The organism is Nitrosomonas mobilis, from assembly GCF_900103035.1.
Lineage (GTDB): Bacteria > Pseudomonadota > Gammaproteobacteria > Burkholderiales > Nitrosomonadaceae > Nitrosomonas > Nitrosomonas mobilis.
Map to the genome: position 1 here is coordinate 85,892 of NZ_FMWO01000102.1, position 25,858 is coordinate 111,749.

Genomic DNA, 25,858 nt, shown 5'->3' on the forward strand with positions numbered 1-25,858 from the left:
GTCATATTCTGATATGTCCGTCGCCGAGGACAATGTATTTTTCACTGGTCAAGCCGTTCAGTCCTACCGGTCCACGTGCGTGCAGTTTATCGGTAGAAATACCAATTTCTGCTCCCAGACCATATTCGAAGCCGTCAGCAAAACGGGTGGAAGCGTTAACCATGACCGAGCTGGAGTCCACTTCACGCAAAAATTGGCGGGCATGAGCATAATTTTCAGTGACGATAGCATCAGTGTGCTGCGAGCCATAGCGGGTAATGTGCTCGATCGCCTGATTGATATCCGCAACAACGCGTATGCTCAGAATCGGAGCCAGATATTCGGTACGCCAGTCTTCTTCGCTCGCGAGTTTTGTGCCAGAGAGTAACGCGCACGCTGCTTGATCCCCGCGTAACTCTACTTTTTTGCCCTGTAAGAGCCTGCCAATCACCGGCAGGAACTGCTGAGCGACACCAGCATGGACAAGCAAGGTTTCCAGTGTGTTACATGTACCATATCGTTGTGTTTTGGCATTATCGACGATGTGCAGTGCTTTCTCCAGGTCGGCATATACATCGATATAGATATGGCATATACCATCCAGGTGTTTGATGACCGGTACGCGCGCTTCATTGGCAATGCGCTCGATCAACCCCTTGCCGCCACGCGGTACGATGATATCGACGTATTCCTGCATGGTAATAAGTTCACCTACCGCCGCCCGATCTGGTGTATTGATGACTTGCACGGCATGTTCCGGTAATCCCGCAACTTTCAGTCCTTCCTGCACACATGCGGCAATTGCTTGATTGCTCTGCATGGCTTCTGATCCACCGCGTAAAATCGCGGCATTACCCGCTTTCAGGCATAAACCGGCAGCATCGGCGGTTACATTGGGCCGTGCTTCATAAATAATGCCAATGACACCGAGCGGTACCCGCATCCTGCCAACTTGAATGCCGGAAGGACGATAACTCAGATCGGAAATTGCTCCAATCGGATCGGGCAGGGCCGCAATTTGTTCCAGACCATCCGCCATGGTAGCGACTCCTTCGGCAGTCAGTGTCAGGCGATCGATCAAAGCTGCGTCCAGCCCTTTGCTTCTAGCCAGGGCGAGATCACTGGTATTGGCGGCGACCAGGAGCTGTTCATCGCGACGTATGGCAGCAGCCATGACGGTTAACGCCTGATTTTTAGTGGCTGTGCTGGCTTTTGCGGTCATTTGTGCTGCGGCGCGCGCTGCTTGCCCCAACGCCTGCATCATCGAATGTATGTCTGTGCTGTTCATATTGAGTGGATGTTGATCATATGGATAATACCTGCTCGTTATATTACAGAAGGCTGAAAAAACTTATCCGAAGATACGCTCCAGACAGATATTTTCTGTTTTTCTGTTAATTCTTAGTTTCGATCTGTACCAGAGGTTCCGAATCAGTAGCCTTGGTATCCATGTTGTTTTGCCGAACGCGCGCTTTTCTTGGCGGTGCTGTTATTATCCCGGCAGTAGCGGTGACTTTGTCCGGCGCGGTTTCAATCATGATCAGACCACTTTTAGAAAGATCCAGATCGTTACACCCGTTATTCCCGGGAGCGACAGATTGAGGAATAATTGCTTGCTGGCGCTTTGGTGTAACCGAATCAGATTCGGTTGGTTTGCTATCTATGGCCGGTATTGGAGGGTCTGCCTCAATGATACCGGCAGGAGCAGCCATGATTTCTGGTATCTGCTCGGTTGAAGGCGATTGGAGTGGATTGTCTTGTACAGCAGCAGCTAACGGAACTTGTGCTGTATGGTTGACCGAATGGTCATCAGATGACTTGTTTGACTGAAACGAATCATCCGTGTGCATTGTATTTGTTTCGATAGCATCACTGGGTCGCTCTGAGCGATTCCTGTTTGCACCTCCACGGCGGCGGCGAGAGCGCCCTCGTCGTTCTTCCGTTTTTATGTCAGTAGATAGTTCAGAGGAAGATAACGCTTCACCTGATTCAGTAATTTCTAAATGGGTTAATGATATCTCGGTTGGAGGAATTTGTATTTGATTGCTGGATTTAGCCGGTCTGCGATTGCTCTTTCCAGGGGGTTGCCTTGGGGTAGCATCGTTGTTGATTGGATCATCAAGCAACAATCCAGATGTCTCTGATGGTGATCTACTCGTAATTGCAGCGTTATTGTTCTCCTGAGATTGATTTGCCGGCAGGAGTTTACTTCGTTTGCTGCGATTACGATCCCGGCGGTTACGGTTGCGTTCGACGCGGGCATTTTTTTCTTTTTCCTCTTCGGGCGTCAATTCTGATAGAACTTGATTTTGCCCACCACTGGACTTGAACAAGCTAAAAAATTTATCCAGGAATGACAGTGGTTCGCGGGATTTTTCTTCGCGAAGCGGTGCAGGCTGATCGAGTTTGATGCCCGTAACGGCCGCTTTGGGCTGTGAGGCTTTGATATCCTGCAAATTTGAAGGAGGTAGTATTTCTTCGGAAATCTTCTCTACCATTTCATAGCTGGCGGGTAATTCTGCTGATTTGAGATCCTCGTGTTTCAGCCGATTGATGATGTAGTTAGGGGTTTCCATATGGATATTGGGAACCAGAACGATGCCCACTTTAAGCCTGGCTTCCAGTCGGTATATCTCGGAGCGCTTTTCATTCAGCAGAAAGGTGGCGACATCAACCGGTAATTGCACCTGTAGCAGACTGGTATGCTCCTTCATCGCTTCTTCTTGGATGATTCGCAGTATATGCAGTGCGGAAGAATCTGTGCCCCGGATATGGCCGGTGCCATGGCAGCGGGAGCAGGGGATGTAGTTTCCTTCTCCCAGCGAGGGTCGCAGGCGTTGCCGGGAGAGTTCCAGCAGTCCAAATCGGGAGATCTTTCCAACCTGAACGCGCGCACGATCCACGCGCAGTGCTTTTAGAAGCGTTGACTCTACTTCCCGCTGATTGCGCGCGACTTCCATATCAATGAAATCGATGACTACCAATCCACCAAGATCGCGCAGGCGCAATTGCCGTGCAACCTCATCTGCTGCTTCAAGATTGGTATTGAATGCAGTAGCTTCAATATCCGATCCGCGAATTGCTCGTGCGGAATTGACGTCAATCGATACTAACGCCTCAGTGTGATCGATGACGATTGAGCCACCAGAGGGTAATGTGACCTGCCGCGAGTAGGCGGTCTCAATTTGGTGCTCGATCTGGAAACGGGAGAACAGTGGTATGTCATCCTGGTACAGTTTGAGCCGTTCCACATTGGCCGGCATCACATGTGCCATGAACTGATTGGCCTGCTCGTATATCTCGGGATTGTCAATCAGGATTTCATTGATTTCGGCGTGGAAGTAATCACGTATTGCACGTATGACGAGGCTGCTTTCCTGATAGATCAGAAAAATTCCACTCTGGCTGTTTGCTGCTTCCTCAATCGCACGCCAGAGCTGAACGAGGTAATTTAAGTCCCATTGGAGTTCCTCTTCACTACGGCCTATTCCGGCGGTTCGTGCGATCACGCTCATTCCTTTCGGAATATGAAGATTGGTAATGACCTCGCGTAATTCAGCGCGTTCTTCTGCGCTGATACGCCGCGAGACACCGCCACCTTGAGGATTATTCGGCATCAGAACCAAATAGCGGCCTGCCAGTGAAATATAGGTCGTGAGTGCCGCACCTTTATTGCCGCGCTCATCTTTGTCAACCTGTACAATAAGTTCCTGTCCTTCGCGTAGCAAATCAGCAATACGATTACTGGTTGTGCCAGTCGAGTTGCTAAAGCAGGTGGGCGCAATTTCCTTGTAGGGTAAAAATCCATGTCGGCCAGCTCCATAGTCAACAAAGGCAGCTTCCAGACTGGGTTCCAATCGAGTAATAATTGCTTTATAAATATTGCTTTTGCGTTGTTCCTTGCCAGCGACTTCAATATCAAGATCGATAAGTCGCTGTCCGTCTACGATCGCGACACGTAACTCTTCCGGTTGGGTCGCGTTGAATAACATTCGTTTCATTTAGTGCCCCCCGCGCTTAGTACATGGGTAGACTGTATGTTCACTGTTCGGAGAAGCTGATTGATCAACAGGCTAGGCAAGGATGGTATCCCGATGACGGGCATCTGCTTGGATTTATTGTTTGGGTAAGTTCCCATCAGGAAGTTAATAGTATCGGTGATGATAAAAAATAACCAGTTTAAGTTGCCGTGAGGCCTGTGATCAATATAACATATTGAATATTTTAAAAATATTGCTTTCATATGGCAGCTAAATTAGCTGCCATATGTTGCCTGAAACCGGGAACTGAAATCTATCTATGTTTTAAGCGCGTAATTTATTTACTATCGCTACTTTATGTGGTGAGCGACATTAACCAGACAAAAAACGGTTTGCTTTCAGTATCTGAAAATATAAAAATCGATCCGCAGACATATTCCGAGTGTGTAGTCACGACAGGCCTAGAAAGCAAAATCAAAGGAATCCGGGTGTGAAAATTACAGGTAAAAGTATCGGCAAAAACCTTAGCGATAACCGGGCAATCAGCAAAGCCATTATGCCAGATATTATTATGCCAGATCGCGTGGTTATAAAACAGATAGATGAGACAGCGGAAGGGCAGCGAATCGATAATTTTTTGTGCAAACTGCTTAAGGGTGTACCCAAAAGTCATATTTACCAGTTGCTGCGTAGCGGGCAAGTGCGCGTGAATAGTAAACGCGTGGCCGCCAGTTACCACTTACAGTTGGCTGACAAGGTGCGTATTCCTCCTGTTAGCTGTAAAAACAATATATTGCAGACCAGACCAGAGAAAAAATTGTCGAAATTTTCGGTACTGTTTGAGGACGAAAGCTTATTGGTAGTCAATAAACCTGCAGGTACAGCGGTTCATGGAGGTAGTGGAATCAGCTATGGTGTGATTGAGCAGTTGCGTATTCAGCATCCAGGCTGGAAATTTCTTGAGCTGGTCCATAGGCTCGACCGCGAAACTTCGGGCGTGCTGTTGCTGGCAAAAAAAAGACAGGCATTGGTTGATTTGCATCAACAGATCCGTGAAGGCATGGTGCATAAAAGTTATCAAGTGCTAGTGTCTGGGAAGTGGCGTAATTTAATTCAGAATGTTAAATTCCCGCTCAGCAGATACGTGACGGCGACAGGAGAGCGCCGCGTGGCAGTTGCTACTGAGAAACATGAGCAAGTTAAATCCCAGCAGGCGCATACTATTTTTTGCTTGCAGCAAAACTGGGAAAAATTCAGCTTACTGAATGCGGAATTGAAAACAGGGCGCACGCATCAGATCAGAGTGCATCTGGCTCACCTGGGATTTCCAATTGCGGGCGATGATAAATACGGAGATTTTGAGTTGAACAGGCAGTTACGAAAAAATGGACAGACTGTGTCGCTGAAGCGTATGTTTTTACATGCCGCTAAATTTTCCTGTATACATCCGCTAACTAAGAAACCTCTGTTGCTGGAAGCGCCTTTGGCAGCTGAATTGCGTTTATTTCTGCTATCGCTTGGCTAGCCCTGGAGCTCGGAGTCAGTGGTGAAACAATTTCAAAGAGGATACGCGCTGTTCTATCTTGTTAATCAGTTCCTGATAAATAGTCGTATGCGTACCTCCAAATTTTGCTAAAAAGGTTTGTTCGCCAAGGTGTTCAGGTAAATCTGCCCAGTAGGGCATCAGATCGCTATCGTCAATGCCGGCAAGAATGGTTGCACGTATTTTTTGTGCTGAGAGTTGACTTTTCATTATTCTGGCGGCGAAACTGGTGCCGGCACGATTGGCAGCGATATCATTGAAGGAAAACCCACTGCCGCTACGTGCGTCTTCCAGTTCCTTGTAAAGCCCAATTGCATCAGATAATATCGTGTCGGTATAGGCGGTTATCGCGGCTGATGAGATGAAATGCATCGCAAAGTCAGCTCGTCCGTCCAGGGTAATTCTTGCGCGAGCTGGTGGTGGCCATTTTGCGGCTTCCGGGGAGATAAGCTTGAGTGGAAGCTGTAGCGCGTGAAATGCTGTTATCAGGATCGCTGCCCGTACTTCTTCTCTGGTATTGTTATGCGATGGGTCACGGGTGGTTTCCCGCATGAGCCTGGTCAATATTTCAGAAAGTGTAATCGATCGTGTATGATTTTTCTGGTTTATTTGGTTGAGGAAGGTGTGGTAATGAAATAGTCTTGCAAGTGCCTGCTGATTAAAGAGCGGGGCGCTGAATGAGAGCTGATCATCCTGACTGTTACCCCAGTCTTGCCAGTAATAGGTAACTGCAATTCCATCGTGTGAGATACCTATTTTCCGGAATGCCTCCATGCCGACGCGCACATCCGGGCTGATCATTTTTAACCAGGAAAAGAGTTGTTGGAGAGCAAAATTAGTCAGGCTATCCGGTACGGTCAGTTTGCCGATGCGCAGTGAGTGAATTGCCGGCAGCCCTTCTGATTCAATCAATGAAGCTTCGAGATTCACATAAGCATTATTGACTATCGCAGCAATCTCCGGGACTGGCAGGCTGATCTGAATATATACACTCTGGTTATCCAGCTTAGATTTTGCGTGTCCTTGTCTCAGATGGTGCGCCAAATAATTGAGTGCGACATCAATATCTTCCCGCTCTATAGTGGCGGTAGCGGTAGTGCCTGGTCTGACTTGGTAGCGATGCGTGTCGAGAATACTTTTAGCGCGAGCAATGTGTTCAGGGGTAACTCGCACTTCTCTTGAGACTTGGGGTTTTCTGTCGATTGCCAGAAAAAAAATTGTGCTGATCGCTATCCCGGTAATAGTCAGCAGGATTAGCAGTAGTGCGATAGCCCGGCTCAGTGTTGTTTGTATCACTTTTATTCAGCTAGTTTGAGTATCAAAATAGACCGATATGTCACCAGTAGTACCAGTCCCGTCCAGGGTAGCCTCTCAAAAAGGGCGGGCTATATCCAAAGTATGGGTAGGAATAGTAACCATATGGATATCGACTATATCCATATGTCCGGTTTGCGTCATAATCTTTTGGCCATAGATAGATTGCTTCGGATGTGATCAACGGAATGCGAATGAGTTTATTGCCGATCGTTCGTTCTATTCCTCCTGTAAGGGTGCCGATTACGGTAACTTTGCTATTTTTTGTCAAAATGGCCGGATCCAGAAAATCACTGGTTCTGATAGCAAACCGCCCTTCACCAGTATGGTTGGTTTGAGGGAAGCCATTACGATCCAGCGGATAGTAAAGAATCTGCACCAGTGAGGAATCCGCTTCATTTTCTACTTCGATGACAGTCCCACCCCAGCGTATCGGTGTGCCCAGGTAACTGTTGGTATTCTGATTAGCAAGCTGATATGGCATGTCAACTACTGAAAAATCTCTGATCACGGGTGGCATGCTGCCGCATGCGCCAAGCATGAGCAATAAAATAAGTGATAAAGACGGGTTGAGTAGCAATTGTAATTTTTTCATGGCTTCCTCCAGTTGGTATCCAGTATTTTTAGGAAAAAATCAGGAGAAGGCTTCTCTGTTTGTAGGGTTTTTGTTTTTTGTGCTAATGTTTATGTTTATCTATTGATTAGACAGTGTAATATAATAATGAGTTTGGCGATTTGTTAAATCAGTTTGTTCCTCTGAATGAGCGGTATAATGTAACGGTTGGCTGAACATTCCTGATTCTGCCTTTTTATTTGCCTTGCCGCATGATCAGTTTCGCGGAAACTTCATAAATTCTGACATGGATGGATCGCAGTCTCCTGTTTTGGAGTTAAAGAGCAGCACTTTTTTTGCGCCTGTACTGGTTTTGTACAGTAATGAGGTGCATTTAATTGCTGAAAAACTGCGGCAAAAAATTTCTGGTGCTCCTGATTTTTTTAATAATTCAGCAATTTTATTTGATTTGACTGAATTAAATAATAAGGGAATGCAAATTGATATCGAGATATTGGCCTCAATGTTGCGCGGGCTGCATCTGTTTCCGATTGGCATCAGAGGAGGGAATGACGCTCAGCAGAAACAGGCATGGACGCTATCGATACCGGTCGATTCCGGTCGTAGCAATGGGAGTGTGCTTTTAGAGACGCAAAGTAAGCCGGATATTCAGCCGGAGGCACCAGTTGAAATCATCAAGGAAGTGTTTCGTGCTCAGGCAACGCTTGTCACTCAGCCGGTACGCTCCGGTCAGCGGATTTATGCCAACGGTGATTTGGTTATTCTAGCGCAGGTCAGCGCTGGTGCCGAGATCATGGCCGAGGGTAATATCCATGTCTATAATACGCTAAGAGGCCGAGCCTTGGCTGGCGTGCAAGGTGATACGGCTGCGCGTCTTTTTTGCCTTGATTTGCAAGCAGAACTTATCTCGATCGCAGGTATTTACAAAACCAGCGAGGATCTGAAAGATGCTGTCAAAAAGAAACCGGTTCAGGTTTTTCTGCAGGAACAAGCATTGATTATTGTGCAGCTTGATTAAGTATTTATATTTTTCCGGGAAAGGAGATTCAATTGGCGAGAGTCGTTGTTGTCACATCGGGTAAGGGTGGCGTTGGGAAAACGACTACCAGCGCTGCCATTGCCATGGGGTTGGCCAAACGAGGGCATAAAACTGCAGTCATCGATTTTGATGTGGGGTTGCGCAATCTTGATCTGATTATGGGGTGTGAACGTCGAGTGGTTTATGATTTTGTGAACGTCATAAATGGTGAGGCTAATCTTAATCAGGCGTTGATTCGGGACAAGAACTGCAATCAACTCTACATTCTGCCCGCATCACAAACTCGTGACAAGGATGCATTAAGTCTTGAGGGTGTTGGTCGAGTACTGGAAGAGCTATCAAAAGAATTCAAGTACATTGTTTGTGATTCACCTGCTGGTATTGAAAGGGGTGCTTATCTAGCCATGTATTATGCAGATGATGCTTTGGTGGTGACCAATCCGGAAGTGTCCTCTGTGCGGGACTCGGATCGCATGTTAGGAATTTTGGCGAGCAAATCGCGTCGTGCCGAATTAGCGATGGATCCAATCAAGGAGTACCTGCTGTTAACACGCTATGATCCAAGTAGGGTAGATTCGGGTGAGATGCTTAGTCTGGAGGATGTGCAGGAAATCCTGTCACTCCATTTGCTTGGCATCATTCCCGAATCAAAATCTGTTCTGACTGCTTCCAATGCTGGGGTCCCTGTTATTTTGGATGAGAAAAGTGATGCGGGCCAGGCGTACGCTGATGTGGTGGCGCGTTATCTCGGAGAGAAGCGACCACATCGTTTTATTGAAAGCAAAAAAGGGTTTCTCAGAAAGCTTTTCGGAGGTAAATAATGAGCTTGCTGGATTACTTCAAATTATCCAAACCTAAAACAGCAACACTTGCAAAAGAAAGATTGCAAATTCTGGTCGCGCATGAACGCTATTACCGAAATAAGCCATCGTATCTGCCGCAATTGCAGGAAGAGCTGATGCAGGTGATTCGTAAATATGTACAGGTAGATCAGGACGCGATATCCGTCAAGTTTGAGCAAGATGAAAATCAGGAGACGCTTGAACTAAATATTGTGCTGCCAGATACCCAGTCGAACAGTGCCAGAGAGCATATTGCCAGAGACGTGTTCTGATTAGTTTCGGGTCGAATAATGAGTCTGAAGTTGATTCTGCCAGGGATATATTCTGGGCGGCATAGCCTGGTGAATTTGACTGACAACTGGTGGTTATTATTCCATCCCTGATAGACAACTGGGTTGTCCGTCAGCGCAGTAGTTGTCTGTTGATGCTGTTTTCAATTTGGTTGATCGGTTGTACGGTCACAGAAGTTCGTAATAATGCGGTTAAGACTGTCGTTATCCGGCCTGGGTCCGAAACGTTAATGGGTGGGGATAACCGCTATACTTTGGTGGGCCGACTTTCTGTGCATAATATGCAGCAGAGATTTTCGGCAACAATCAATTGGCGGCACCACGCAAATGAGGATCAGATTCATTTTTTTTCTCCACTGGGGCAAACGATTGCTCGGATAGAGCAAGGCGTAACCGGAGTGCGTTTGGTTACTGCGGAACCTGCGTTTTACCAGGCTGAGAATGTCGAGCAGCTGACACAGGAAGTGTTGGGGTGGATGTTGCCACTTTCTGGATTGCACTTCTGGGTTAGAGGGATGCATTTCCCGCTAACCATTGCGGAACTGGATCTGGACCGTAATGGACGAATTGTTGCTATTCGTCAGGATGGGTGGGAAATTCAGTATTCTGCATTTTTTCCGATGAAGTTTGGTATGCTGGAATTGCCAAAATCGCTTGAGCTTGGCCGCCATAATCTGAAAATAAAGCTAATGATTGATCGTTGGCTGGATGTTAGTGATTGATATAAGAAAAACATTGAAGTTGAACAGTGAAGTTGAGGCGAGTCTTTTTCCATCTGGCCTGCAAACTTTTCCAGCGCCTGCGAAGTTGAATCTATTTCTTCACGTTGTCGGGCGCCGTGCCGATGGCTATCATTTATTGCAGACTACGTTCCGCTTTATTGATTTCTCTGATCGGTTGGCTTTTACTGTTAGAAGTGATGGTATTATCAAAGTGATGAATCCATTGTCGGATTTGCCTGAAGTTGATAATTTATGTACTCGCGCGGCGAAACTTCTGCGGGATAGAAGCGGTAAAACCTTGGGTGTGGAGATTTATCTGCACAAACAGATACCAATGGGTGGGGGTTTGGGCGGCGGCAGCTCAGATGCGGCCACGACCTTAATTGTCTTGAACCGATTATGGGGTATCAACTGGGATAGAGCGCGATTGATGATGCTGGGTCTGGAACTAGGTGCGGATGTGCCTGTATTTATCTATGGTGAGAATGCTTTTGCAGAAGGTGTCGGTGAGAAATTAACCCAGCTTGCTTTGCCACCAGCTTGGTATGTCGTGCTAACTCCCCCCGTACATATTTTGACTGCGGATATTTTTGCATGTAAAGAGTTGACACGCAATACGATTCCTATCAAAATATCGGCCTTTTCCATGGGTGCAGGGCACAATGATCTTGAACCGGTCGCAGCACGGATGCAACCGATTGTAGGTGACTGGTTACAATGGTTAAAGCAGCAACCGGGAACAAGTAAAGTTGGCATGAGTGGGTCGGGAGCCTGCTTGTTTGCTGAGTTTCCGGAAGCATCCAGTGCATTGAAAGTGTTCGAGCGAATTCCCGTGGATATGTGTGGTTTTATGGCGAAAGGGCTTGCAGAGCATCCATTGCTGCATTTTTAGAGAAGATAATGGGGAGTCGCCAAGTGGTAAGGCACCGGATTTTGATTCCGGCATTCGTAGGTTCGATCCCTACCTCCCCAGCCAAACAGCAGTGATCTGTTAACAACAGATTTAATTGTTTTGTAGTGATATGAATTTTCGCCAGTAGTTGCCCCCAATTATCAGGAATAAAATTTCGCATGGCCTACGATAGTTTGATGGTTTTCACTGGAACGGCCAATCCCAAGCTGGCTCAGGATGTAGTCAAGCACCTGAACATCAACCTGGGTAGAGCAACGGTTTCGCGTTTCAGCGATGGCGAAATCATGGTGGAAATTTTGGAAAACGTGCGTGGCAATGATGTTTTTGTGTTGCAGTCTACCTGTGCGCCTACCAATGAGAGTCTCATGGAAATATTGGTGATTGTGGATGCATTGAAGCGCGCATCTGCAGCGCGTGTGACGGCAGCAATACCTTATTTTGGTTATGCGCGGCAGGATAGAAGACCGCGCTCGGCGCGTGTTCCGATTACTGCTAAGGTGGTGGCAAACATGTTGACCAGTGTTGGTGTGGATAGATTGTTGACCATGGACCTGCATTCCGATCAAATTCAAGGTTTTTTTGATATTCCGGTAGATAATATCTACGGAATGCCAATTCTCCTGGGCGATATCTGGAAGCACCACTATGAAAATCTGGTTGTGGTTTCTCCGGATGTAGGCGGGGTGGTCAGAGCGCGGCATATGGCGAAGCGCTTAGAATGTGATCTGGCGATTATTGATAAACGACGCCCGAAACCAAATGAATCAGTGGTAATGAATATTATCGGCGAAGTGAGGGGTCGTACTTGTGTGATTGTGGATGACGTGGTCGATACTGCCAATACTTTGTGCCAGGCAGCTGCGGCGCTAAAAAGCCAGGGGGCTTTGAATGTCATTGCGTATTCTACCCATGCGGTGTTGTCAGGTAATGCGGTGGCGCGTATAGAGGAATCGGAGCTGGACAAGGTGGTCGTGACTGATACGATTCCATTAAGTGAAGAAGCGAAGAATAGTGATCGTATCAATCAATTGAGTGTGGCGAGTTTGTTTGGTGAGTCAATGCTAAGAATCAGCAATGAAAGTTCATTAAGTTCGTTGTTTATTGAATGAGGGTAAACGTTTTGACTTGCTTGGTTATAGGCAAGTCATTTTCTGGGGAATATGATGCAAATTGAAATCAGTGCGAATACTCGCAAGTTACATGGAACAGGTGCCAGCCGCCGTATGCGTACATCAGGAAGGCTGCCTGGTGTGGTCTATGGTGGGGACAGAACGGCACAATCCATCGAGATGGATCACAAAGACATGTATTACAAACTAAAAGCAGAGGCATTTCATGCTTCCATTTTATCGCTCAATATCGATGGTGATCCTGTTCAAGTAGTCTTGCGGGATTATCAGATGCATCCCTTCAAACAGCAGATTTTACATATTGATTTTCAGCGGATTAATCAGAGCAAAAAAATGCATGTCAAACTGCCACTACATTTTCTTAACGCTGAGAGTGCCCCGGGTGTGAAACTGTCAGGCGGCATTATCAGTCATATTCTGACTGAGGTCGAAATATCTTGTCTCCCAAAAGACTTGCCAGAGTTTATAACGGTTGATTTGTTAGAAATGAAGGTTGGGGGTATTTTACATTTAAGTGATTTAACATTGCCGTCAGGCGTGGAAATTTTGGCGCTGGCAAAGGGTGATGATCAGGCGGTGGTTACACTTACCACACCTCGAGGCGGATCGGCTGATGAATCTGATGCCGAGGAAGGAGCTACATCCTCCTGATCAATATAATTTTTCAGGAAGTACTTCGGGCTTCCCGGGAATGAAGTCAATACAGACTGATTTCTGTTTCACGTTTTTTGCTTAAAAGCTACGAAAATGCCCGAATCTCCTGTCAAATTGATAGTTGGTCTTGGTAATCCGGGTGAAAAATATATGGGTACCCGCCACAATGCCGGCTTTAATTGGCTGGATGGATTGGCGGAAAAATTGCGTGTTACATTCAGGTTCGAACACAAATTTCATGGTTTGTGTGCGCATTTCCAGAACGAAGGCATGAATTGCTGGCTTCTGAAACCTCAGACTTACATGAATGCCAGCGGTATATCGGTTGCCACAATTTGCCATTATTACGCGATTTCTCCAGAACAGATGCTGGTAGTGCATGATGAGCTGGATTTGCTGCCCGGGAGCATCAAATTGAAATGGGGTGGGGGCGCTGGGGGTCATAACGGGCTCAAGAATATTCTGGCACATTTGGATAATCAACCATTCTGGCGTTTGCGGATTGGAATTGGCCATCCTGGAAACCGGCAGGCAGTTGTCAATTATGTGTTACATATACCTGGAAAAGAAGAGTCCGTCTTGATTGATCATGCCATCGAACAAAGTATGCGGGTATGGCCCCAAATTATTGGTGGCAGGTTGAGTGAAGCTATGCTGTTGCTGCATACCAAAAAATAATTTTCAGGGTTTTATTGTGTACGACTGCTTTCAGCTGTGGTGCTATTCGTTAACGAGAATCCAATTATGAGTTTGAAATGTGGCATTGTTGGTCTGCCTAATGTTGGTAAATCTACCTTGTTTAATGCATTGACCAAAGCAGGTATTTCTGCTGAAAATTATCCGTTTTGCACGATTGATCCTAATGTTGGTATTGTCGAGGTACCTGACCCCCGTATCAAAGGGTTAAGTCAAATCGTTAATCCCCAAAAGATTCAACCCGCTATCGTTGAATTTGTCGATATTGCCGGATTGGTGGCAGGTGCTTCGAAGGGTGAAGGATTGGGAAACAAGTTTCTGGCGAATATTCGTGAAACTGACGGGATTGTTCACATGGTTCGTTGTTTTGTGGATAATAATGTGGTCCATGTTGCGGGTCAGGTCGATCCTCTATCCGATATGGAGGTTATTCATACGGAATTGGCGCTGGCTGATCTGGCAACGGTTGAAAAAGCCATGCTGCGTGAAAGTAAGCTCTCAAAATCAGGTAATAAGGAAAGTATTTTTCTATCTGGCTTGTTGGAAAGGTTGTATGCACATCTTGACGCAGGGCGGCCAGCACGCAGCCTATCGCTAGATAAATCTGAACAGATGCTGTTGAAGTCGTTATGCCTGTTGACGGCAAAACCAGTTATCTATGTAGCCAATGTCGCGAATCAGGAAATAAAGCATAATCCATTGTTACAGCAGATTCAAGAGCAAGCCGCAAAGGAATTAGCGCCGGTGGTCGTAATCTGTGCCGCACTGGAAGCCGAAATTGCAGACTTTTCTGATGATGATAGACAGATATTTCTGGCCGATATCGGCATGGAGGAGCCCGGGCTAAATCGCCTGATCCGTGCCGCATACCAAATTCTGGGTCTTCAAACCTATTTTACCGCGGGTGTAAAAGAAGTTCGGGCATGGACGATCCCAACCGGCGCAACTGCTCCACAAGCTGCTGGTGTGATACACACCGATTTCGAGAAAGGATTTATTCGTGCAGAAGTCATTTCCTATCAGGATTTTGTTTCGCTAGGCGGGGAGCAGAAAGCAAAGGAAGCTGGCAAGATGCGATTGGAAGGCAAAGAATACATCGTAAGAGATGGAGATGTGATGCATTTTCGCTTCAATGTCTAATTACATTCTTGCTAAAATTACACTCGTATTGAGTGAAAGCCGCTATAATACGCGGTTATTGGACGGGGGATTTTATGTATGCAGTGGTTAAAACCGGTGGTAAACAATACCGGGTTGAAGTTGGTAACAAGCTTAAAGTGGAAACATTGTCTGTAGCAGTTGGTGATGAATTTTTCTTGGATAAGGTTTTGATGGTTGCTGATGGTGAGAGTATTTCCACGGGTAATCCTTTGCTTGAGAAAGCAAAAGTTAATGCAACTGTCCTCAGTCATGGCAGACATGATAAAGTACGTATCTTTAAAATGCGTCGCCGCAAGCATTACCAGAAGCACCAAGGACATCGGCAAAATTATACAGAGATCCAGATTACTGGTATTTCTGCCTAAGGAGAAATATTAATGGCACATAAGAAAGCGGGTGGTAGTTCTCGAAATGGCCGAGATTCTCATTCAAAGCGTTTGGGTGTCAAGCGCTACGGCGGAGAGTTAATTAGGGCTGGTGGTATTATTGTTCGTCAACGTGGCACACAGTTTCATCCAGGAGAGAATGTTGGTATTGGCCGAGACCATACTCTTTTTGCTAAACTGGATGGAAAAATTGTATTTACTATCAAAGGGCCGCTGAATCGGAGAACGGTAACAGTAGTTCCTGCGTAATGTCCATTTCGTGTCCGGATACACAAACAAAAAACCCCATTCATGAAATGGGGTTTTTTGTTTGTGTATCCAGCGTGAGCCTACTCCTGCGGGTAAAAATCCCGCCGTAAGTTGATCTCAGGGAATGAAGTGAAGCGCAACTGCATAAGGGTGATCGAGCGTGAGGAGGAAGCGCGAAACATAAACTGTGAGCCGATAAACAAGAACCGAATAGAAGGAGTTGCCGAGCAGAGTGAGCGGGCCATAGATCGGCGAAGCGACCCCAATTCCCCAAGCGGCCCGGTGCGAACCCGCATGTCGGGTGGTGTGGCAGGGGCGCAGTCTATAATGGCTGTCCCTTATGCCGATTATAATGTGACTTATTGTCATGTTGCTTCCAGTAATTTGGATGCTATACCAAGGCAAAATTCATGAAATTTATAGATGAAGTCAAGATACAGATTGCTGCGGGAGATGGTGGCGACGGTGCGGCGAGTTTTCGTCGAGAGAAAAATATTCCAAAGGGAGGCCCCAACGGTGGGGATGGCGGTAATGGCGGAAGCATTTATGCGTTGGCTGACCATAACCTCAATACGCTTGTTGATTATCGTTTTACGCCGATTTTTCGTGCAAAGCGTGGCGAGAACGGGCGAGGAGCGGATTGTTACGGCAAAGGTGCAGACGACATCATATTGCATATGCCGGTAGGAACAATTATCACGAACGATTTGACTGGTGAGATCGTGGCTGATCTGCACCATGACCAGCAGCGAGCATTGTTGGCGAAGGGTGGCCAGGGGGGGCTAGGTAATATCCATTTCAAATCGAGCACAAATCGGACACCTCGACAATTTACGCATGGTGAACCAGGCGAAAAATTCGAGCTTAGACTGGAACTCAGGTTATTGGCTGATGTGGGTCTGCTGGGTCTGCCAAATGCCGGTAAATCCACCTTGATCCGCGCGGTTTCTGCTGCACGGCCCAAAGTGGCGGATTACCCTTTTACAACGCTTTATCCTAATCTCGGCGTGGTTAGGGTGGATGATGGTCGCAGTTTTGTGATGGCAGATATACCAGGATTGATTGAGGGAGCTGCAGAGGGTGCCGGCCTTGGACATCGTTTTTTGAAACATCTGAGTAGAACAGGTCTGCTATTGCACCTGATTGATCTGGCTCCTTTCAATGAGGAAATAGATCCAGTTCATTCGGCGCGTGCACTGATAGAAGAGCTGCATAAGTTCGACCAGTCGCTCTATGAAAAACCCCGCTGGCTAGTTTTCAATAAGGTAGATTTATTGCCGGAAGCAGAGCGCACAGTCGTTTGTGAGGAATTTTTAAAGGCGTTGGACTGGCGGGAGTCGTGGTTTGCAATTTCAGCATTAACAGGTGAGGGTTGCCAAGCACTAACTTATGCCATTATGCAGTATCTGGAAACATTCTGGTTAACTACCGGAAGGACGTGACGGTATGGCGAGAGAGATTCTGAAATCTTTGCGGCGTATTGTCGTCAAGGTTGGTAGCAGTTTGGTAACCAATCAGGGCCAGGGGTTAGATCATGAGGCGCTTGATCGTTGGGCAGAACAGATAGCCTTTATTAGTCAAATGAATAAAGAAGTGGTACTGGTAACTTCTGGGGCAGTTGCGGAAGGAATGCTGCGCCTTGGATGGAAAAGCCGTCCTTCGGCATTGTATGAGCTCCAGGCTGCTGCAGCAGTTGGGCAGATGGGAGTGGCGCAAGCCTATGCCACGAGTTTTGCCAAGTATGGCTTGCGAACTGCGCAAATTCTGCTGACGCATGATGATCTCTCCAATCGCAAACGGTACTTGAATGCACGATCGACCATACTGGCGCTCCTTAAGCTGAATGTTGTTCCCATCATCAACGAAAATGATACCGTGGTTTTTGATGGAATTCAGTTTGGTGATAACGATAATCTGGCTGCGTTGGTTGCTAACCTGATCGAGGCAGAAGTGCTGGTGATACTGACAGATCAGGCGGGTTTATATACCGGTGATCCGCGTAAGGATCCCAGTGCAACCCTGATTGCCGAGGCGAGTGCGAGTGACCCGGCAATTGAAGCCATGGCCGGAGGAGCGGGTAGCGAAATAGGTCGAGGTGGAATGCAAAGTAAAATCATGGCGGCAAGACGTGCGGCGCGTAGCGGTACGCATACCATCATTGCCTCAGGAAAAACACAGCATGCCTTGATGCGACTGATACAAGGAGAGGCTCTCGGAACCTGCTTGCAGGCAGACATGCCGGTCAGCATCGCGCGAAAATTATGGTTGGCTGATCATTTGCAGGTTCGGGGCAGCCTCGTGCTGGATAATGGTGCTGTCAGAGCGCTGTTATCAAAGGGAAAAAGCCTGCTGCCTGTGGGTGTGCAAGAAGTCAGAGGTGAGTTTGAGCGGGGTGAGGCCGTAGCTTGCCTGGAAGTTAATGGTCGCGAAATAGCGCGGGGGCTCATCAACTATAACGCGCGCGAGACTCGTAGAATTATGTGTCTGCCATCCGGCCAGATTGAATCGGTATTAGGGTATGTAGATGAATATGAACTGATTCACAGAGACAATCTGGTCATTTTATGATGACTGACGTCCTTACCATGCTGGAAACTGATCATTTCCCCCCCTATCGTGCTTCAAAATGGCTGCTGGGTGGTAACGCGCAAACCATTTATCCCTATTTTCTGAGCAGGAAGTTACCTGTTTATTACCGAAGAGAACGCTGGGAACTGGAAGACGGCGATTTCATCGATGTCGATTGGCTAGACGGCCAACCAGACAAGCCTTTAGTGGTGTTGTTACATGGTCTTGAAGGAGGATCACGCAGCCATTATGCACTAAGTATCATGCGGCTCTTGCAAACTATGCATTGGCGTGGTGCTGTCATTCATTTTCGTGGGTGTTCGGGAAACCCCAATCGTTTGCCACGAGCTTATCATGCCGGAGATTCTGCAGAAATAGATTGGATGTTACATAAAGTTGTTGTAGCTAACCATTTTGTGCATGATTCTCGTTGTTATGTCATCGGGGTTTCACTTGGTGGTAACGCCCTGCTAAAATGGCTGGGAGAGCAGGGGGAGCGAGCGAATGAGTTGATTGCTGGTGCTGTTGCGGTTTCTACACCGGTCGATTTGGCGGCGGCGGGTAACGCACTGGATTCCGGGTTTAATAAGTTGTATACGCAGCATTTTCTGGCTTCTCTGAAACGTAAAGTACTGGGTAAAAATAGACACTTCCCGGGATTGTTGAATATTAAAGCTGTGATGGAGTGTAAATCATTATATGAGTTTGATAATCTGGTAACTGCACCTTTACATGGGTTTCGGAATACCGAGGACTACTGGCAGCAATCCAGCAGTAAACAATGGTTAAGTCATATACGGGCGCCCACCTTATTGATCAATGCACGTAATGATCCTTTTTTGCCGGAACATGCACTGCCGGGCGCGAGCGACATTTCAGCATTTATTTCCTTGGAGTTTCCCGACCAGGGTGGCCATGTTGGATTTATTCATGGTGCTTTTCCGGGAAAGCTTGAGTGGTTGCCTAGAAAGATTCTCCATTTCTTCCTGCAAGATTGCTCGTCAAGCAACCACTCTGATACGCCAGACAGTCTCCGTTGATTTACAGTGGTGAATCCTAATTTGCAAGGCCTTGCTGGTGTGATATGGCTAACGGCTATCACGTTAATCTTCTGGGCGGTTTTTGATTCTGTTGTCGCTTTGAGCATATTCAGTGTTGGGCTGTTGGGAATGATAGCCTATCACCACTATAACTTGTCTCGCCTGGATAAGTGGCTGCGTAGTAATAATATTTCTTATCTGAATGCTCCGGATGGACCGGGTGCGTGGGGCTTGGTTTTTGCGCGGGTGGCAAGACTATTGAGGCGTCACCAGAATGAAGTTCGTCGGCTTGAGCATGCTCTCGACCGATTGCATCGTGCAACATCTGCCATGCCAGAAGGTGTGGTGATATTGGGTGATGCTGATCAGCTCGAATGGTGCAATCTGGCTGCAGAAGGGCATTTGGGGCTTAATCTTAAACTGGATGGCGGGCAACATATAACTCGTATTGTTCGACAGATTCAGTTTGTCGATTATCTGAATTTTGGTGATTTCAGTAAACCCATTGTGCTGAAACAATCCCAGAAAAGCGATATTTTTCTTTCATTGCAGCTGGTACCTTACGGAGATAGTGAAAAATTACTGATCAGTCGCGATATCACCCGCTTCGAGAAGATTGAAATCATGCGTCGTGATTTTATTGCCAATGTTTCTCATGAACTACGCACACCTTTAACGGTTATTGGCGGTTTCTTGGAAACTTTACTTGATAGCGGAAAATTAGAGAAAATGGAACAAAATGTACTCGAATTGATGGCGCGTCAGGCTACTCGAATGCATCGACTGATCGAGGATCTCCTGACTTTGTCTCGCTTGGAGAACTCCCAAAATTCACCTAAAGAGGAAAGGATTGATATCGTAAAACTCATGCGAGGAATTTATCAGGAAGCTCAGTCCTTGAGCTCGGGTCGTCATCAGATTAGATTGAATGTCGCCAGAGAAGCTGTGATATTGGGTAACGAAGATGAGCTTCGCAGTGCTTTTAGTAATCTCGTCAGCAACGCTGTGCGCTATACCCCGCAAGACGGCAATATTTCCTTGCACTGGATTCAGGAAGGTGAAGAGGGTGTGTTCTTTGTGCAGGATAGTGGTATTGGTATTGAACCATCATATATTCCACGGTTAACCGAACGATTCTATCGAGTTGACCGTGGACGTTCTCGGGAAACTGGCGGGACTGGACTGGGGTTAGCAATCGTCAAGCATATTCTTACTCATCATCGGGCCAGTTTGGAAATTGTCAGTAAACCGGGTCACGGAAGTATTTTTAAGATCAGATTTCCTGCTTCCAGAGTGCTGTGGGACGGATGTCAAAAGACCTGATCTGGCGTAGACTAATGAACGTCATATACCGGAATTCGCCAATTTCATGAGTCCTGGCCTGTGACCGGTTTTATTTTTCGGGTTTCACTGTTGGCTAAGGCTGTCATTCTGTGGCAGACTGACTTCTCAAGTCCATGATATCGTGGTGGGTAATTGATTTTAACGATAAATGTTCTGAAGAAGCGAATAACTATAACTTAATAAATTATACTTGGGAGGGCAGGAAAAATGGCCGTTAAAGGGCAGTTGTTGCAGGATCCTTTTCTGAATATTCTGCGAAAAGAACGTATTCCCGTTTCTATCTATCTGGTCAATGGAATTAAATTACAGGGGCACATCGATTCATTCGACCAGTATGTGGTGCTATTGAGAAATTCCATCACGCAAATGGTTTATAAACACGCAATTTCAACTGTAGTGCCAGCCAAAGCGATATCGCTGCCGGCTGCGACTGATGGCCAAACGGAGCAAGATGATTCGTGATGTGGATGAGGCGTTAGTCAGGCGCGATACAGCAGTTCTAGTTGATATTGACTTTGATAAAATTGAGCGTAATAGTTTCGAAGAGCTTGAGTTACTGGTATCCAGTGATCAAATATCGGTAGTTGCTGTCATCAAGAGCAAGCGAAAATACCCAGACCCAGCCACCTTTATCGGAAAGGGGAAGGTAGCGGAAATTTGCCAGACTTTGGCGCAAACGAAAGCCGAGATGGTGATAGTTAATCATGATTTATCGCCAGTGCAGCAAAGAAATCTTTCCAATGCTTTGTCATGTCGTATTATTGATCGCACCAGTCTGATTCTGGATATCTTTGCGCAACGTGCCAAAAGTTATGAAGGTAAATTACAAGTCGAACTGGCGCAACTGGAACATCTTTCAACTCGTCTGATTCGAGGTTGGACTCATCTTGAGCGTCAGAAAGGCGGGATTGGCCTGCGTGGACCAGGCGAAACACAGCTTGAAACCGACCGTCGCCTGCTTGGTAAGCGTGTAAAGCTGTTAAAGGAAAGATTGGTAAAGCTTAAGCGGCAGCGGGACGTTCAGCGGCGTTCTAGGAAACGTGCCGCTGTATTTTCGGTATCGATTGTTGGCTATACTAATGCCGGTAAATCAACTTTGTTCAATCGGCTCGTCAGTGCCGAGGCTTATGCAGCAGATCAGCTATTTGCAACTCTGGATACCACAACCCGAAAGCTATATTTGCCTGGCTGTGGTTCGATTGTAGTTTCCGATACGGTTGGTTTTATTCAATCCTTGCCACATACACTAATAGCAGCTTTTCGCGCGACACTTGAAGAAACGATTCAGGCGGATCTGTTGCTACATGTGGTTGATGCATCCAGCATTAATCGAGATAGACAAATAGCAGAAGTCAATAAATTGCTATGCGAAATTGGTGCAAATACCATACCGCAAATACTGGTGTTGAACAAAATAGACAAAACCGAATCGAATTTGACGGCGAATTGCACACGTGACGAGTGTGATAAAATCAGTACCGTTCGGCTTAGTGCGAAAACAGGGGCAGGATTGGAGTTTCTGCAGATTGCAATGTCAGAGGCACTCAATCAGTCTTCGGTCAGCCAGATAGATTGTCTTCCATCACCTTGGTATGGAGTGCAATGAGCATAATGTGTTTGTTTAATTTTAATAACAGAAAGGAATAAATATCATGGGTTTAAATGATCCTCAATGGGGAAAAAGGAGGGGTAACGCGGGTCCGCCTGATCTTGACGATATTTTTCGCGCCTTTAATCAAAAAATAAATGAAATTTTTGGCCGTAAGGGTGAAAACGGTGGTGGCGAGGGTGGTGATCCCGGAGAGGGTCATGGCAAACACAGTGGTGCAGGTGTCGTTGTGATTGCTATCCTGCTCGTGCTGGCTTGGGTAGCGAGTGGCTTTTATATCGTTGACGAAGGTCAAAGAGGCGTGGTGCTGAGATTTGGTAAGCATGTTGAAACGACTACGCCAGGGTTGAGATGGCACATGCCAACGCCCATTGAGAAGGTCGAAGCCGTCAATATCAGCCAGGTTCGTACGGTTGAGATTGGTTACCGAAATAATGTTCGTAGTAAAGTTCTCAAAGAATCGTTGATGTTGACGGACGATGAAAATATCGTCGATATTCAGTTTGCTGTGCAATATATTTTGAGTAGCCCCGAAGATTTCCTGTTTAATAATCGAGATGCTGAGACTTCAGTGCTACAGGTTGCCGAGACAGCGATCCGTCAGGTAATCGGTAATAGTAAAATGGACTTTGTACTCTATGAGGGTCGTGAGCAAGTCGCGGCAGAAACCACCATATTAATGCAAGCCATTCTGGATCGTTATCAGATCGGTATTCAAATTAATCGGGTAACCATGCAAAATGCGCAACCGCCCGAGCAGGTGCAGGCTGCTTTTGACGATGCTGTTAAAGCTGGTCAGGACAGAGAGCGTCAGGTTAACGAAGGTCAGGCTTATGCCAACAATGTTATTCCCAGAGCAAGCGGTGCTTCAGCACGTTTGATGGAAGAAGCCAATGGTTACAGGCAGCGTGTGATCTCAACTGCGGAAGGTGATGCGAGTCGTTTCGAGCAGATTCTGGTCGAATATTCAAAAGCACCGGATGTCACTCGTAATCGTATGTATCTTGATACTGTCCAGCAAATTCTTTCCAGTGCCAGCAAAATTTTGATTGATCAGCAAGGTGGTAACAACCTGTTATATTTGCCGCTGGATAAGTTAATACAGATGGAGTCTGGCGCTGCTAAACCTTCGTCTGGGATGAGGCCACAGCAGAGTATTCCGGAACTTCCTCAAGATGCCAGCACGCGTTCGCGTGAGTCCTTTCGTAGTCGTGAGCGGGAGATAAGATAAGATGAAAGCTATTTCTACTACATTAATCGGATTGCTGGTGGCACTGGTTGTGCTAGGCAGCTCCGTTGTTTATATTGTTGATGAACGCGAACAGGCGGTTGTTTTCCAGCTGGGTGAGGTTGTAGATGTTAAAACTTCTCCTGGTCTGTACTTCAAAATACCTATCGTCCAGAATGTTCGTTTTTTTGAATCCAGAATCCTGACTATGGACACGGATGAACCTGAACGTTTTATTACTTCCGAAAAGAAAAATGTTTTGGTGGATTTGTTCGTTAAATGGCGTATCGTCGATGTCAGACAATACTATGTCAGTGTTAATGGAGATGAAGCCTTGGCACAGACGCGGTTATCGCAAACTATTAATTCCAGTATGCGTGATGAGTTCGGTAACAGAACGGTTCATGATGTTGTATCCGGAGAACGTGATGTGATCATGGAAATCATGCGGCAAAAAGCTAATGTCGATGCACGTAAAATCGGTGTGGAAGTGATCGATGTACGGCTTAAGCGCGTTGATCTTCCGCGGGAAGTAAGTGATTCCGTCTATCAGAGAATGGAAGCTGAGCGTACACGGGTTGCAAATGAATTAAGATCAACCGGTGCAGCTGAGAGTGAAAAAATTCGAGCTGATGCTGACAGACAACGTGAGGTTATTCTGGCAGAAGCCTATCGTGAAGCTCAGAAAATAATGGGTGATGGCGATAGTCAGGCAGCAGGCATCTATGCAGCCGCATTCCAAAAAGATGCAAAATTCTATGATTTTTATCGTAGTCTCGAAGCTTATAAGCAGTCTTTTAAGGATAAAGGAGATCTGCTTGTACTCGAACCTAGTTCGGAATTCTTTAAATTCCTGAAACAATCATCTGGTAAAGACAAGTGAATGAGACTTCCGATAAGTGAGGGTTAAGTTAAGTATCGGAAGCATATCGTGCGGTCCGGTAATTTACTGGCACAATCGCTTATTTGAAGTTTTCAGAAATAAGTATATCGTTAGCATCTGGCATTAATGGAAAACCGGTTTGCTTTATCCAGTTATAGCAGATAAAGTAAACCGGTTTTTTGTCCAGATTGGTACCTTTATATAAGGTACGATTTGGATCTTGATAAAGCTATTTGTGCCGATCAATTTAGGATATGAGCTATGTTGGATACTTTCCTAATGGCAATTGCGTTAATGCTGGTGTTAGAAGGCATCTTCCCCTTTATATTACCTGGAGCATGGCGAGAAACCTTTCATAAACTGCTGCAAATGGAAGATGGACAAATACGGTTTATGGGGCTCACTGCTATGTTAATAGGACTACTTATCCTTTTTTTGGTCAACAATTAATCTTGCATACCAAGTGACTGTCTTTTCTGATTTCCCTTAATAAGGGGTAAGTCGCGCCCTTAATCATGCCAAACTGGTTACTTCCTGAGTATATTGAAGATGTATTGCCGAATGATGCTGCTCATATTGAGAGTATGCGCCGTCGTGTCATGGATTTGCTCCATGTTCATGGCTATCAGTTCGTGATTCCACCTTTACTGGAATATGTCGAATCGCTGTTGTCCGGCAGCGGTAGTGATATGAATTTAAGAATGTTCAAGGTGGTGGATCAGCTTAGCGGCAGAATGATGGGTTTACGGGCGGACATGACGCCGCAAGTCGCCAGAATAGATGCTCATTTGCTGAATCAATCCGGTGTTACCCGTTTGTGTTACGCCAGCAGCGTCGTGCATGCGCTTCCATGTGAAATAGCCCGCACTCGCGAACTCTTCCAGGTGGGTGCCGAGCTATATGGGCATGTAGGGATAGAAAGCGATATAGAAATCCAGCGACTGTTGCTTGCTTGCTTGTATGTTTCCGGTGTTCCAGCTATTCATCTTGATTTTGGCCACGTCAATATTTTTCGTAGCTTGATACAAGATGCGGACATATCGCCAGAACTTGAACGGGAGCTCTATAGCGCGTTGCAAGCCAAGGATACCGCGGTACTAAGAGAGTTGGTGCGGAATGGGCTAAACAAGCACTTGAATAAGGTGACAGGCGAGGCATTATTGTTGCTGCCTGAACTATACGGAGATGAGGCCGTTCTTGCACAGGCGCGACGCTACCTGCCCAACTTTACGGAAATAAGTGTGGCGCTGGATCAGTTGGACACCGTAGCCGATACGTTGCGTTCAGAAGTATTCAACCTTACCTTTGATCTGTCGGATTTACGTGGTTATCACTATCATACCGGTATTGTTTTTGCTGCATATACGCATGGCTGCCCGAATGCAATTGCGTTAGGCGGTCGCTACGATGAAATCGGAAAAGTTTTTGGTCGAGCCAGACCAGCAACAGGCTTCAGTTTTGATTTGAAGCAAGTAGCAGGCTTGATTCACGGTAATGATCACCCAAAGGCTGTTCTTGCACCCTGGTGTCCGGGTGATGATGCTTTGAATGAAATTATCGCCAAATTGCGGGCAGACGGTACTGTTGTCGTGGTTGTGCTGCCAGGGGAAAATGGTCAGGAAGGCATTCGTTGTGATCGCAAGCTGATTCATCGCAATGGTCGCTGGGAAATTACTGAAAATTTTCTAATAGAAGAACCAGGCAGGTAAAGGGA

At 46.4% G+C, this 25,858-nt stretch carries 26 protein-coding genes and 1 tRNA gene; 23 read left to right on the forward strand and 4 right to left on the reverse strand.

Translation table 11 applies throughout. The annotated features are described in order from the left end of the window. Window position 1 precedes the first annotated feature (1 nt). The gene (locus NSMM_RS14380; RefSeq protein WP_090288523.1) at window positions 2-1,267 is read right to left on the reverse strand and encodes a glutamate-5-semialdehyde dehydrogenase; all 1,266 of its coding nucleotides are present in this window, start codon (window positions 1,265-1,267) and stop codon (window positions 2-4) included. A gap of 106 nt (window positions 1,268-1,373) precedes the next feature. Beyond that, a complete protein-coding gene (locus NSMM_RS14385; protein ID WP_090288525.1) occupies window positions 1,374-3,980 on the reverse strand; it encodes an Rne/Rng family ribonuclease in 2,607 nt (868 codons plus the stop codon). Between the two features lie 535 nt (window positions 3,981-4,515). On the opposite strand from NSMM_RS14385, the gene NSMM_RS14400 reads away from it, so the two are divergent. After that, entirely contained in the window at window positions 4,516-5,484 is a 969-nt protein-coding gene (locus tag NSMM_RS14400; protein WP_176753994.1) for an RluA family pseudouridine synthase, read from the forward strand. A gap of 15 nt (window positions 5,485-5,499) precedes the next feature. Here NSMM_RS14400 and NSMM_RS14405 read toward each other — a convergent pair whose 3' ends face one another. Continuing rightward, window positions 5,500-6,798: a YfiM family protein gene (locus tag NSMM_RS14405; RefSeq protein WP_245654832.1), complete on the reverse strand. Its 1,299-nt coding sequence runs from the start codon at window positions 6,796-6,798 to the stop codon at window positions 5,500-5,502. A gap of 40 nt (window positions 6,799-6,838) precedes the next feature. Then, window positions 6,839-7,411, reverse strand: coding sequence for a Slp family lipoprotein (locus NSMM_RS14410; RefSeq protein ID WP_090288531.1), 573 nt, complete (start codon window positions 7,409-7,411; stop codon window positions 6,839-6,841). 265 nt (window positions 7,412-7,676) lie between these two features. Between NSMM_RS14410 and minC the strand changes: the two genes are divergently transcribed. From minC to NSMM_RS14520, 22 genes are all read left to right on the forward strand, one after another. Further along, entirely contained in the window at window positions 7,677-8,408 is a 732-nt protein-coding gene (minC, locus tag NSMM_RS14415; protein WP_090288533.1) for a septum site-determining protein MinC, read from the forward strand. A gap of 32 nt (window positions 8,409-8,440) precedes the next feature. Then, window positions 8,441-9,250 (forward strand): septum site-determining protein MinD, encoded by an 810-nt coding sequence (minD, locus tag NSMM_RS14420; RefSeq protein ID WP_090288535.1) that lies wholly within the window; start codon window positions 8,441-8,443, stop codon window positions 9,248-9,250. Then, on the forward strand, window positions 9,250-9,543 hold the full coding sequence (gene minE / locus NSMM_RS14425) for a cell division topological specificity factor MinE (protein WP_090288537.1): 294 nt from the start codon (window positions 9,250-9,252) through the stop codon (window positions 9,541-9,543). Before minD ends, minE begins: the two co-directional genes overlap by 1 nt. A gap of 152 nt (window positions 9,544-9,695) precedes the next feature. Next, window positions 9,696-10,283, forward strand: a complete 588-nt coding sequence (lolB, locus tag NSMM_RS14430) for a lipoprotein insertase outer membrane protein LolB (protein ID WP_090288539.1) — start codon at window positions 9,696-9,698, stop codon at window positions 10,281-10,283. 58 nt (window positions 10,284-10,341) lie between these two features. Then, window positions 10,342-11,175: a 4-(cytidine 5'-diphospho)-2-C-methyl-D-erythritol kinase gene (ispE, locus tag NSMM_RS14435; RefSeq protein ID WP_090288606.1), complete on the forward strand. Its 834-nt coding sequence runs from the start codon at window positions 10,342-10,344 to the stop codon at window positions 11,173-11,175. 9 nt (window positions 11,176-11,184) lie between these two features. Next, window positions 11,185-11,259, forward strand: a tRNA-Gln gene (locus NSMM_RS14440). Window positions 11,260-11,354: 95 nt separating this feature from the next. After that, entirely contained in the window at window positions 11,355-12,305 is a 951-nt protein-coding gene (locus NSMM_RS14445) for a ribose-phosphate pyrophosphokinase (RefSeq protein WP_090288541.1), read from the forward strand. Between the two features lie 54 nt (window positions 12,306-12,359). Beyond that, the gene (locus NSMM_RS14450; RefSeq protein ID WP_090288543.1) at window positions 12,360-12,977 is read left to right on the forward strand and encodes a 50S ribosomal protein L25/general stress protein Ctc; all 618 of its coding nucleotides are present in this window, start codon (window positions 12,360-12,362) and stop codon (window positions 12,975-12,977) included. Between the two features lie 96 nt (window positions 12,978-13,073). Beyond that, window positions 13,074-13,658, forward strand: coding sequence for an aminoacyl-tRNA hydrolase (gene pth / locus NSMM_RS14455; protein ID WP_090288545.1), 585 nt, complete (start codon window positions 13,074-13,076; stop codon window positions 13,656-13,658). A 66-nt stretch (window positions 13,659-13,724) separates the two neighbouring features. Continuing rightward, window positions 13,725-14,816, forward strand: a complete 1,092-nt coding sequence (gene ychF / locus NSMM_RS14460) for a redox-regulated ATPase YchF (protein WP_090288548.1) — start codon at window positions 13,725-13,727, stop codon at window positions 14,814-14,816. Between the two features lie 74 nt (window positions 14,817-14,890). Further along, complete coding sequence (gene rplU / locus NSMM_RS14465) at window positions 14,891-15,202, forward strand: 50S ribosomal protein L21 (RefSeq protein WP_090288550.1); 312 nt, start codon at window positions 14,891-14,893, stop codon at window positions 15,200-15,202. 12 nt (window positions 15,203-15,214) lie between these two features. Then, complete coding sequence (gene rpmA, locus NSMM_RS14470; protein ID WP_090288552.1) at window positions 15,215-15,472, forward strand: 50S ribosomal protein L27; 258 nt, start codon at window positions 15,215-15,217, stop codon at window positions 15,470-15,472. Between the two features lie 410 nt (window positions 15,473-15,882). Continuing rightward, on the forward strand, window positions 15,883-16,914 hold the full coding sequence (gene cgtA / locus NSMM_RS14475; protein WP_090288554.1) for an Obg family GTPase CgtA: 1,032 nt from the start codon (window positions 15,883-15,885) through the stop codon (window positions 16,912-16,914). Between the two features lie 4 nt (window positions 16,915-16,918). Next, complete coding sequence (gene proB / locus NSMM_RS14480; protein ID WP_090288556.1) at window positions 16,919-18,040, forward strand: glutamate 5-kinase; 1,122 nt, start codon at window positions 16,919-16,921, stop codon at window positions 18,038-18,040. Window positions 18,041-18,057: 17 nt separating this feature from the next. Beyond that, window positions 18,058-19,080: a YheT family hydrolase gene (locus tag NSMM_RS14485; protein WP_245654833.1), complete on the forward strand. Its 1,023-nt coding sequence runs from the start codon at window positions 18,058-18,060 to the stop codon at window positions 19,078-19,080. 9 nt (window positions 19,081-19,089) lie between these two features. Continuing rightward, window positions 19,090-20,403 carry a phosphate regulon sensor histidine kinase PhoR gene (gene phoR / locus NSMM_RS14490; protein WP_090288608.1) on the forward strand — a complete coding sequence of 438 codons (1,314 nt, stop codon included), beginning with the start codon at window positions 19,090-19,092 and terminating at the stop codon, window positions 20,401-20,403. A 228-nt stretch (window positions 20,404-20,631) separates the two neighbouring features. Further along, window positions 20,632-20,886, forward strand: a complete 255-nt coding sequence (hfq, locus tag NSMM_RS14495) for an RNA chaperone Hfq (protein ID WP_090288560.1) — start codon at window positions 20,632-20,634, stop codon at window positions 20,884-20,886. Then, complete coding sequence (gene hflX, locus NSMM_RS14500; protein WP_245654834.1) at window positions 20,858-22,030, forward strand: GTPase HflX; 1,173 nt, start codon at window positions 20,858-20,860, stop codon at window positions 22,028-22,030. Before hfq ends, hflX begins: the two co-directional genes overlap by 29 nt. A 46-nt stretch (window positions 22,031-22,076) precedes the next feature. Continuing rightward, window positions 22,077-23,264, forward strand: coding sequence for an FtsH protease activity modulator HflK (gene hflK, locus NSMM_RS14505; RefSeq protein WP_090288564.1), 1,188 nt, complete (start codon window positions 22,077-22,079; stop codon window positions 23,262-23,264). A gap of 1 nt (window position 23,265) precedes the next feature. Then, window positions 23,266-24,144: a protease modulator HflC gene (hflC, locus tag NSMM_RS14510; RefSeq protein WP_090288566.1), complete on the forward strand. Its 879-nt coding sequence runs from the start codon at window positions 23,266-23,268 to the stop codon at window positions 24,142-24,144. A gap of 261 nt (window positions 24,145-24,405) precedes the next feature. Then, window positions 24,406-24,594 carry a DUF2065 domain-containing protein gene (locus NSMM_RS14515; protein WP_090288568.1) on the forward strand — a complete coding sequence of 63 codons (189 nt, stop codon included), beginning with the start codon at window positions 24,406-24,408 and terminating at the stop codon, window positions 24,592-24,594. Between the two features lie 65 nt (window positions 24,595-24,659). Next, on the forward strand, window positions 24,660-25,853 hold the full coding sequence (locus tag NSMM_RS14520; protein WP_090288570.1) for an ATP phosphoribosyltransferase regulatory subunit: 1,194 nt from the start codon (window positions 24,660-24,662) through the stop codon (window positions 25,851-25,853). Window positions 25,854-25,858: the final 5 nt, after the last annotated feature.

Excerpts from the sequence above, each read along its gene's own strand:
- NSMM_RS14380 (WP_090288523.1), bottom strand. The coding sequence starts at position 1,267 with ATGAACAGCACAGACATACATTCGATGATGCAGGCGTTGGGGCAAGCA.
- NSMM_RS14385 (WP_090288525.1), bottom strand. The coding sequence starts at position 3,980 with ATGAAACGAATGTTATTCAACGCGACCCAACCGGAAGAGTTACGTGTC.
- NSMM_RS14400 (WP_176753994.1), top strand. The coding sequence starts at position 4,516 with ATGCCAGATATTATTATGCCAGATCGCGTGGTTATAAAACAGATAGAT.
- NSMM_RS14410 (WP_090288531.1), bottom strand. The coding sequence starts at position 7,411 with ATGAAAAAATTACAATTGCTACTCAACCCGTCTTTATCACTTATTTTA.
- minC (WP_090288533.1), top strand. The coding sequence starts at position 7,677 with ATGGATGGATCGCAGTCTCCTGTTTTGGAGTTAAAGAGCAGCACTTTT.
- minE (WP_090288537.1), top strand. The coding sequence starts at position 9,250 with ATGAGCTTGCTGGATTACTTCAAATTATCCAAACCTAAAACAGCAACA.
- lolB (WP_090288539.1), top strand. The coding sequence starts at position 9,696 with ATGCTGTTTTCAATTTGGTTGATCGGTTGTACGGTCACAGAAGTTCGT.
- NSMM_RS14445 (WP_090288541.1), top strand. The coding sequence starts at position 11,355 with ATGGCCTACGATAGTTTGATGGTTTTCACTGGAACGGCCAATCCCAAG.
- NSMM_RS14450 (WP_090288543.1), top strand. The coding sequence starts at position 12,360 with ATGCAAATTGAAATCAGTGCGAATACTCGCAAGTTACATGGAACAGGT.
- pth (WP_090288545.1), top strand. The coding sequence starts at position 13,074 with ATGCCCGAATCTCCTGTCAAATTGATAGTTGGTCTTGGTAATCCGGGT.
- ychF (WP_090288548.1), top strand. The coding sequence starts at position 13,725 with ATGAGTTTGAAATGTGGCATTGTTGGTCTGCCTAATGTTGGTAAATCT.
- rplU (WP_090288550.1), top strand. The coding sequence starts at position 14,891 with ATGTATGCAGTGGTTAAAACCGGTGGTAAACAATACCGGGTTGAAGTT.
- rpmA (WP_090288552.1), top strand. The coding sequence starts at position 15,215 with ATGGCACATAAGAAAGCGGGTGGTAGTTCTCGAAATGGCCGAGATTCT.
- cgtA (WP_090288554.1), top strand. The coding sequence starts at position 15,883 with ATGAAATTTATAGATGAAGTCAAGATACAGATTGCTGCGGGAGATGGT.
- proB (WP_090288556.1), top strand. The coding sequence starts at position 16,919 with ATGGCGAGAGAGATTCTGAAATCTTTGCGGCGTATTGTCGTCAAGGTT.
- NSMM_RS14485 (WP_245654833.1), top strand. The coding sequence starts at position 18,058 with ATGCTGGAAACTGATCATTTCCCCCCCTATCGTGCTTCAAAATGGCTG.
- hfq (WP_090288560.1), top strand. The coding sequence starts at position 20,632 with ATGGCCGTTAAAGGGCAGTTGTTGCAGGATCCTTTTCTGAATATTCTG.
- hflX (WP_245654834.1), top strand. The coding sequence starts at position 20,858 with ATGGCCAAACGGAGCAAGATGATTCGTGATGTGGATGAGGCGTTAGTC.
- hflK (WP_090288564.1), top strand. The coding sequence starts at position 22,077 with ATGGGTTTAAATGATCCTCAATGGGGAAAAAGGAGGGGTAACGCGGGT.
- hflC (WP_090288566.1), top strand. The coding sequence starts at position 23,266 with ATGAAAGCTATTTCTACTACATTAATCGGATTGCTGGTGGCACTGGTT.
- NSMM_RS14515 (WP_090288568.1), top strand. The coding sequence starts at position 24,406 with ATGTTGGATACTTTCCTAATGGCAATTGCGTTAATGCTGGTGTTAGAA.
- NSMM_RS14520 (WP_090288570.1), top strand. The coding sequence starts at position 24,660 with ATGCCAAACTGGTTACTTCCTGAGTATATTGAAGATGTATTGCCGAAT.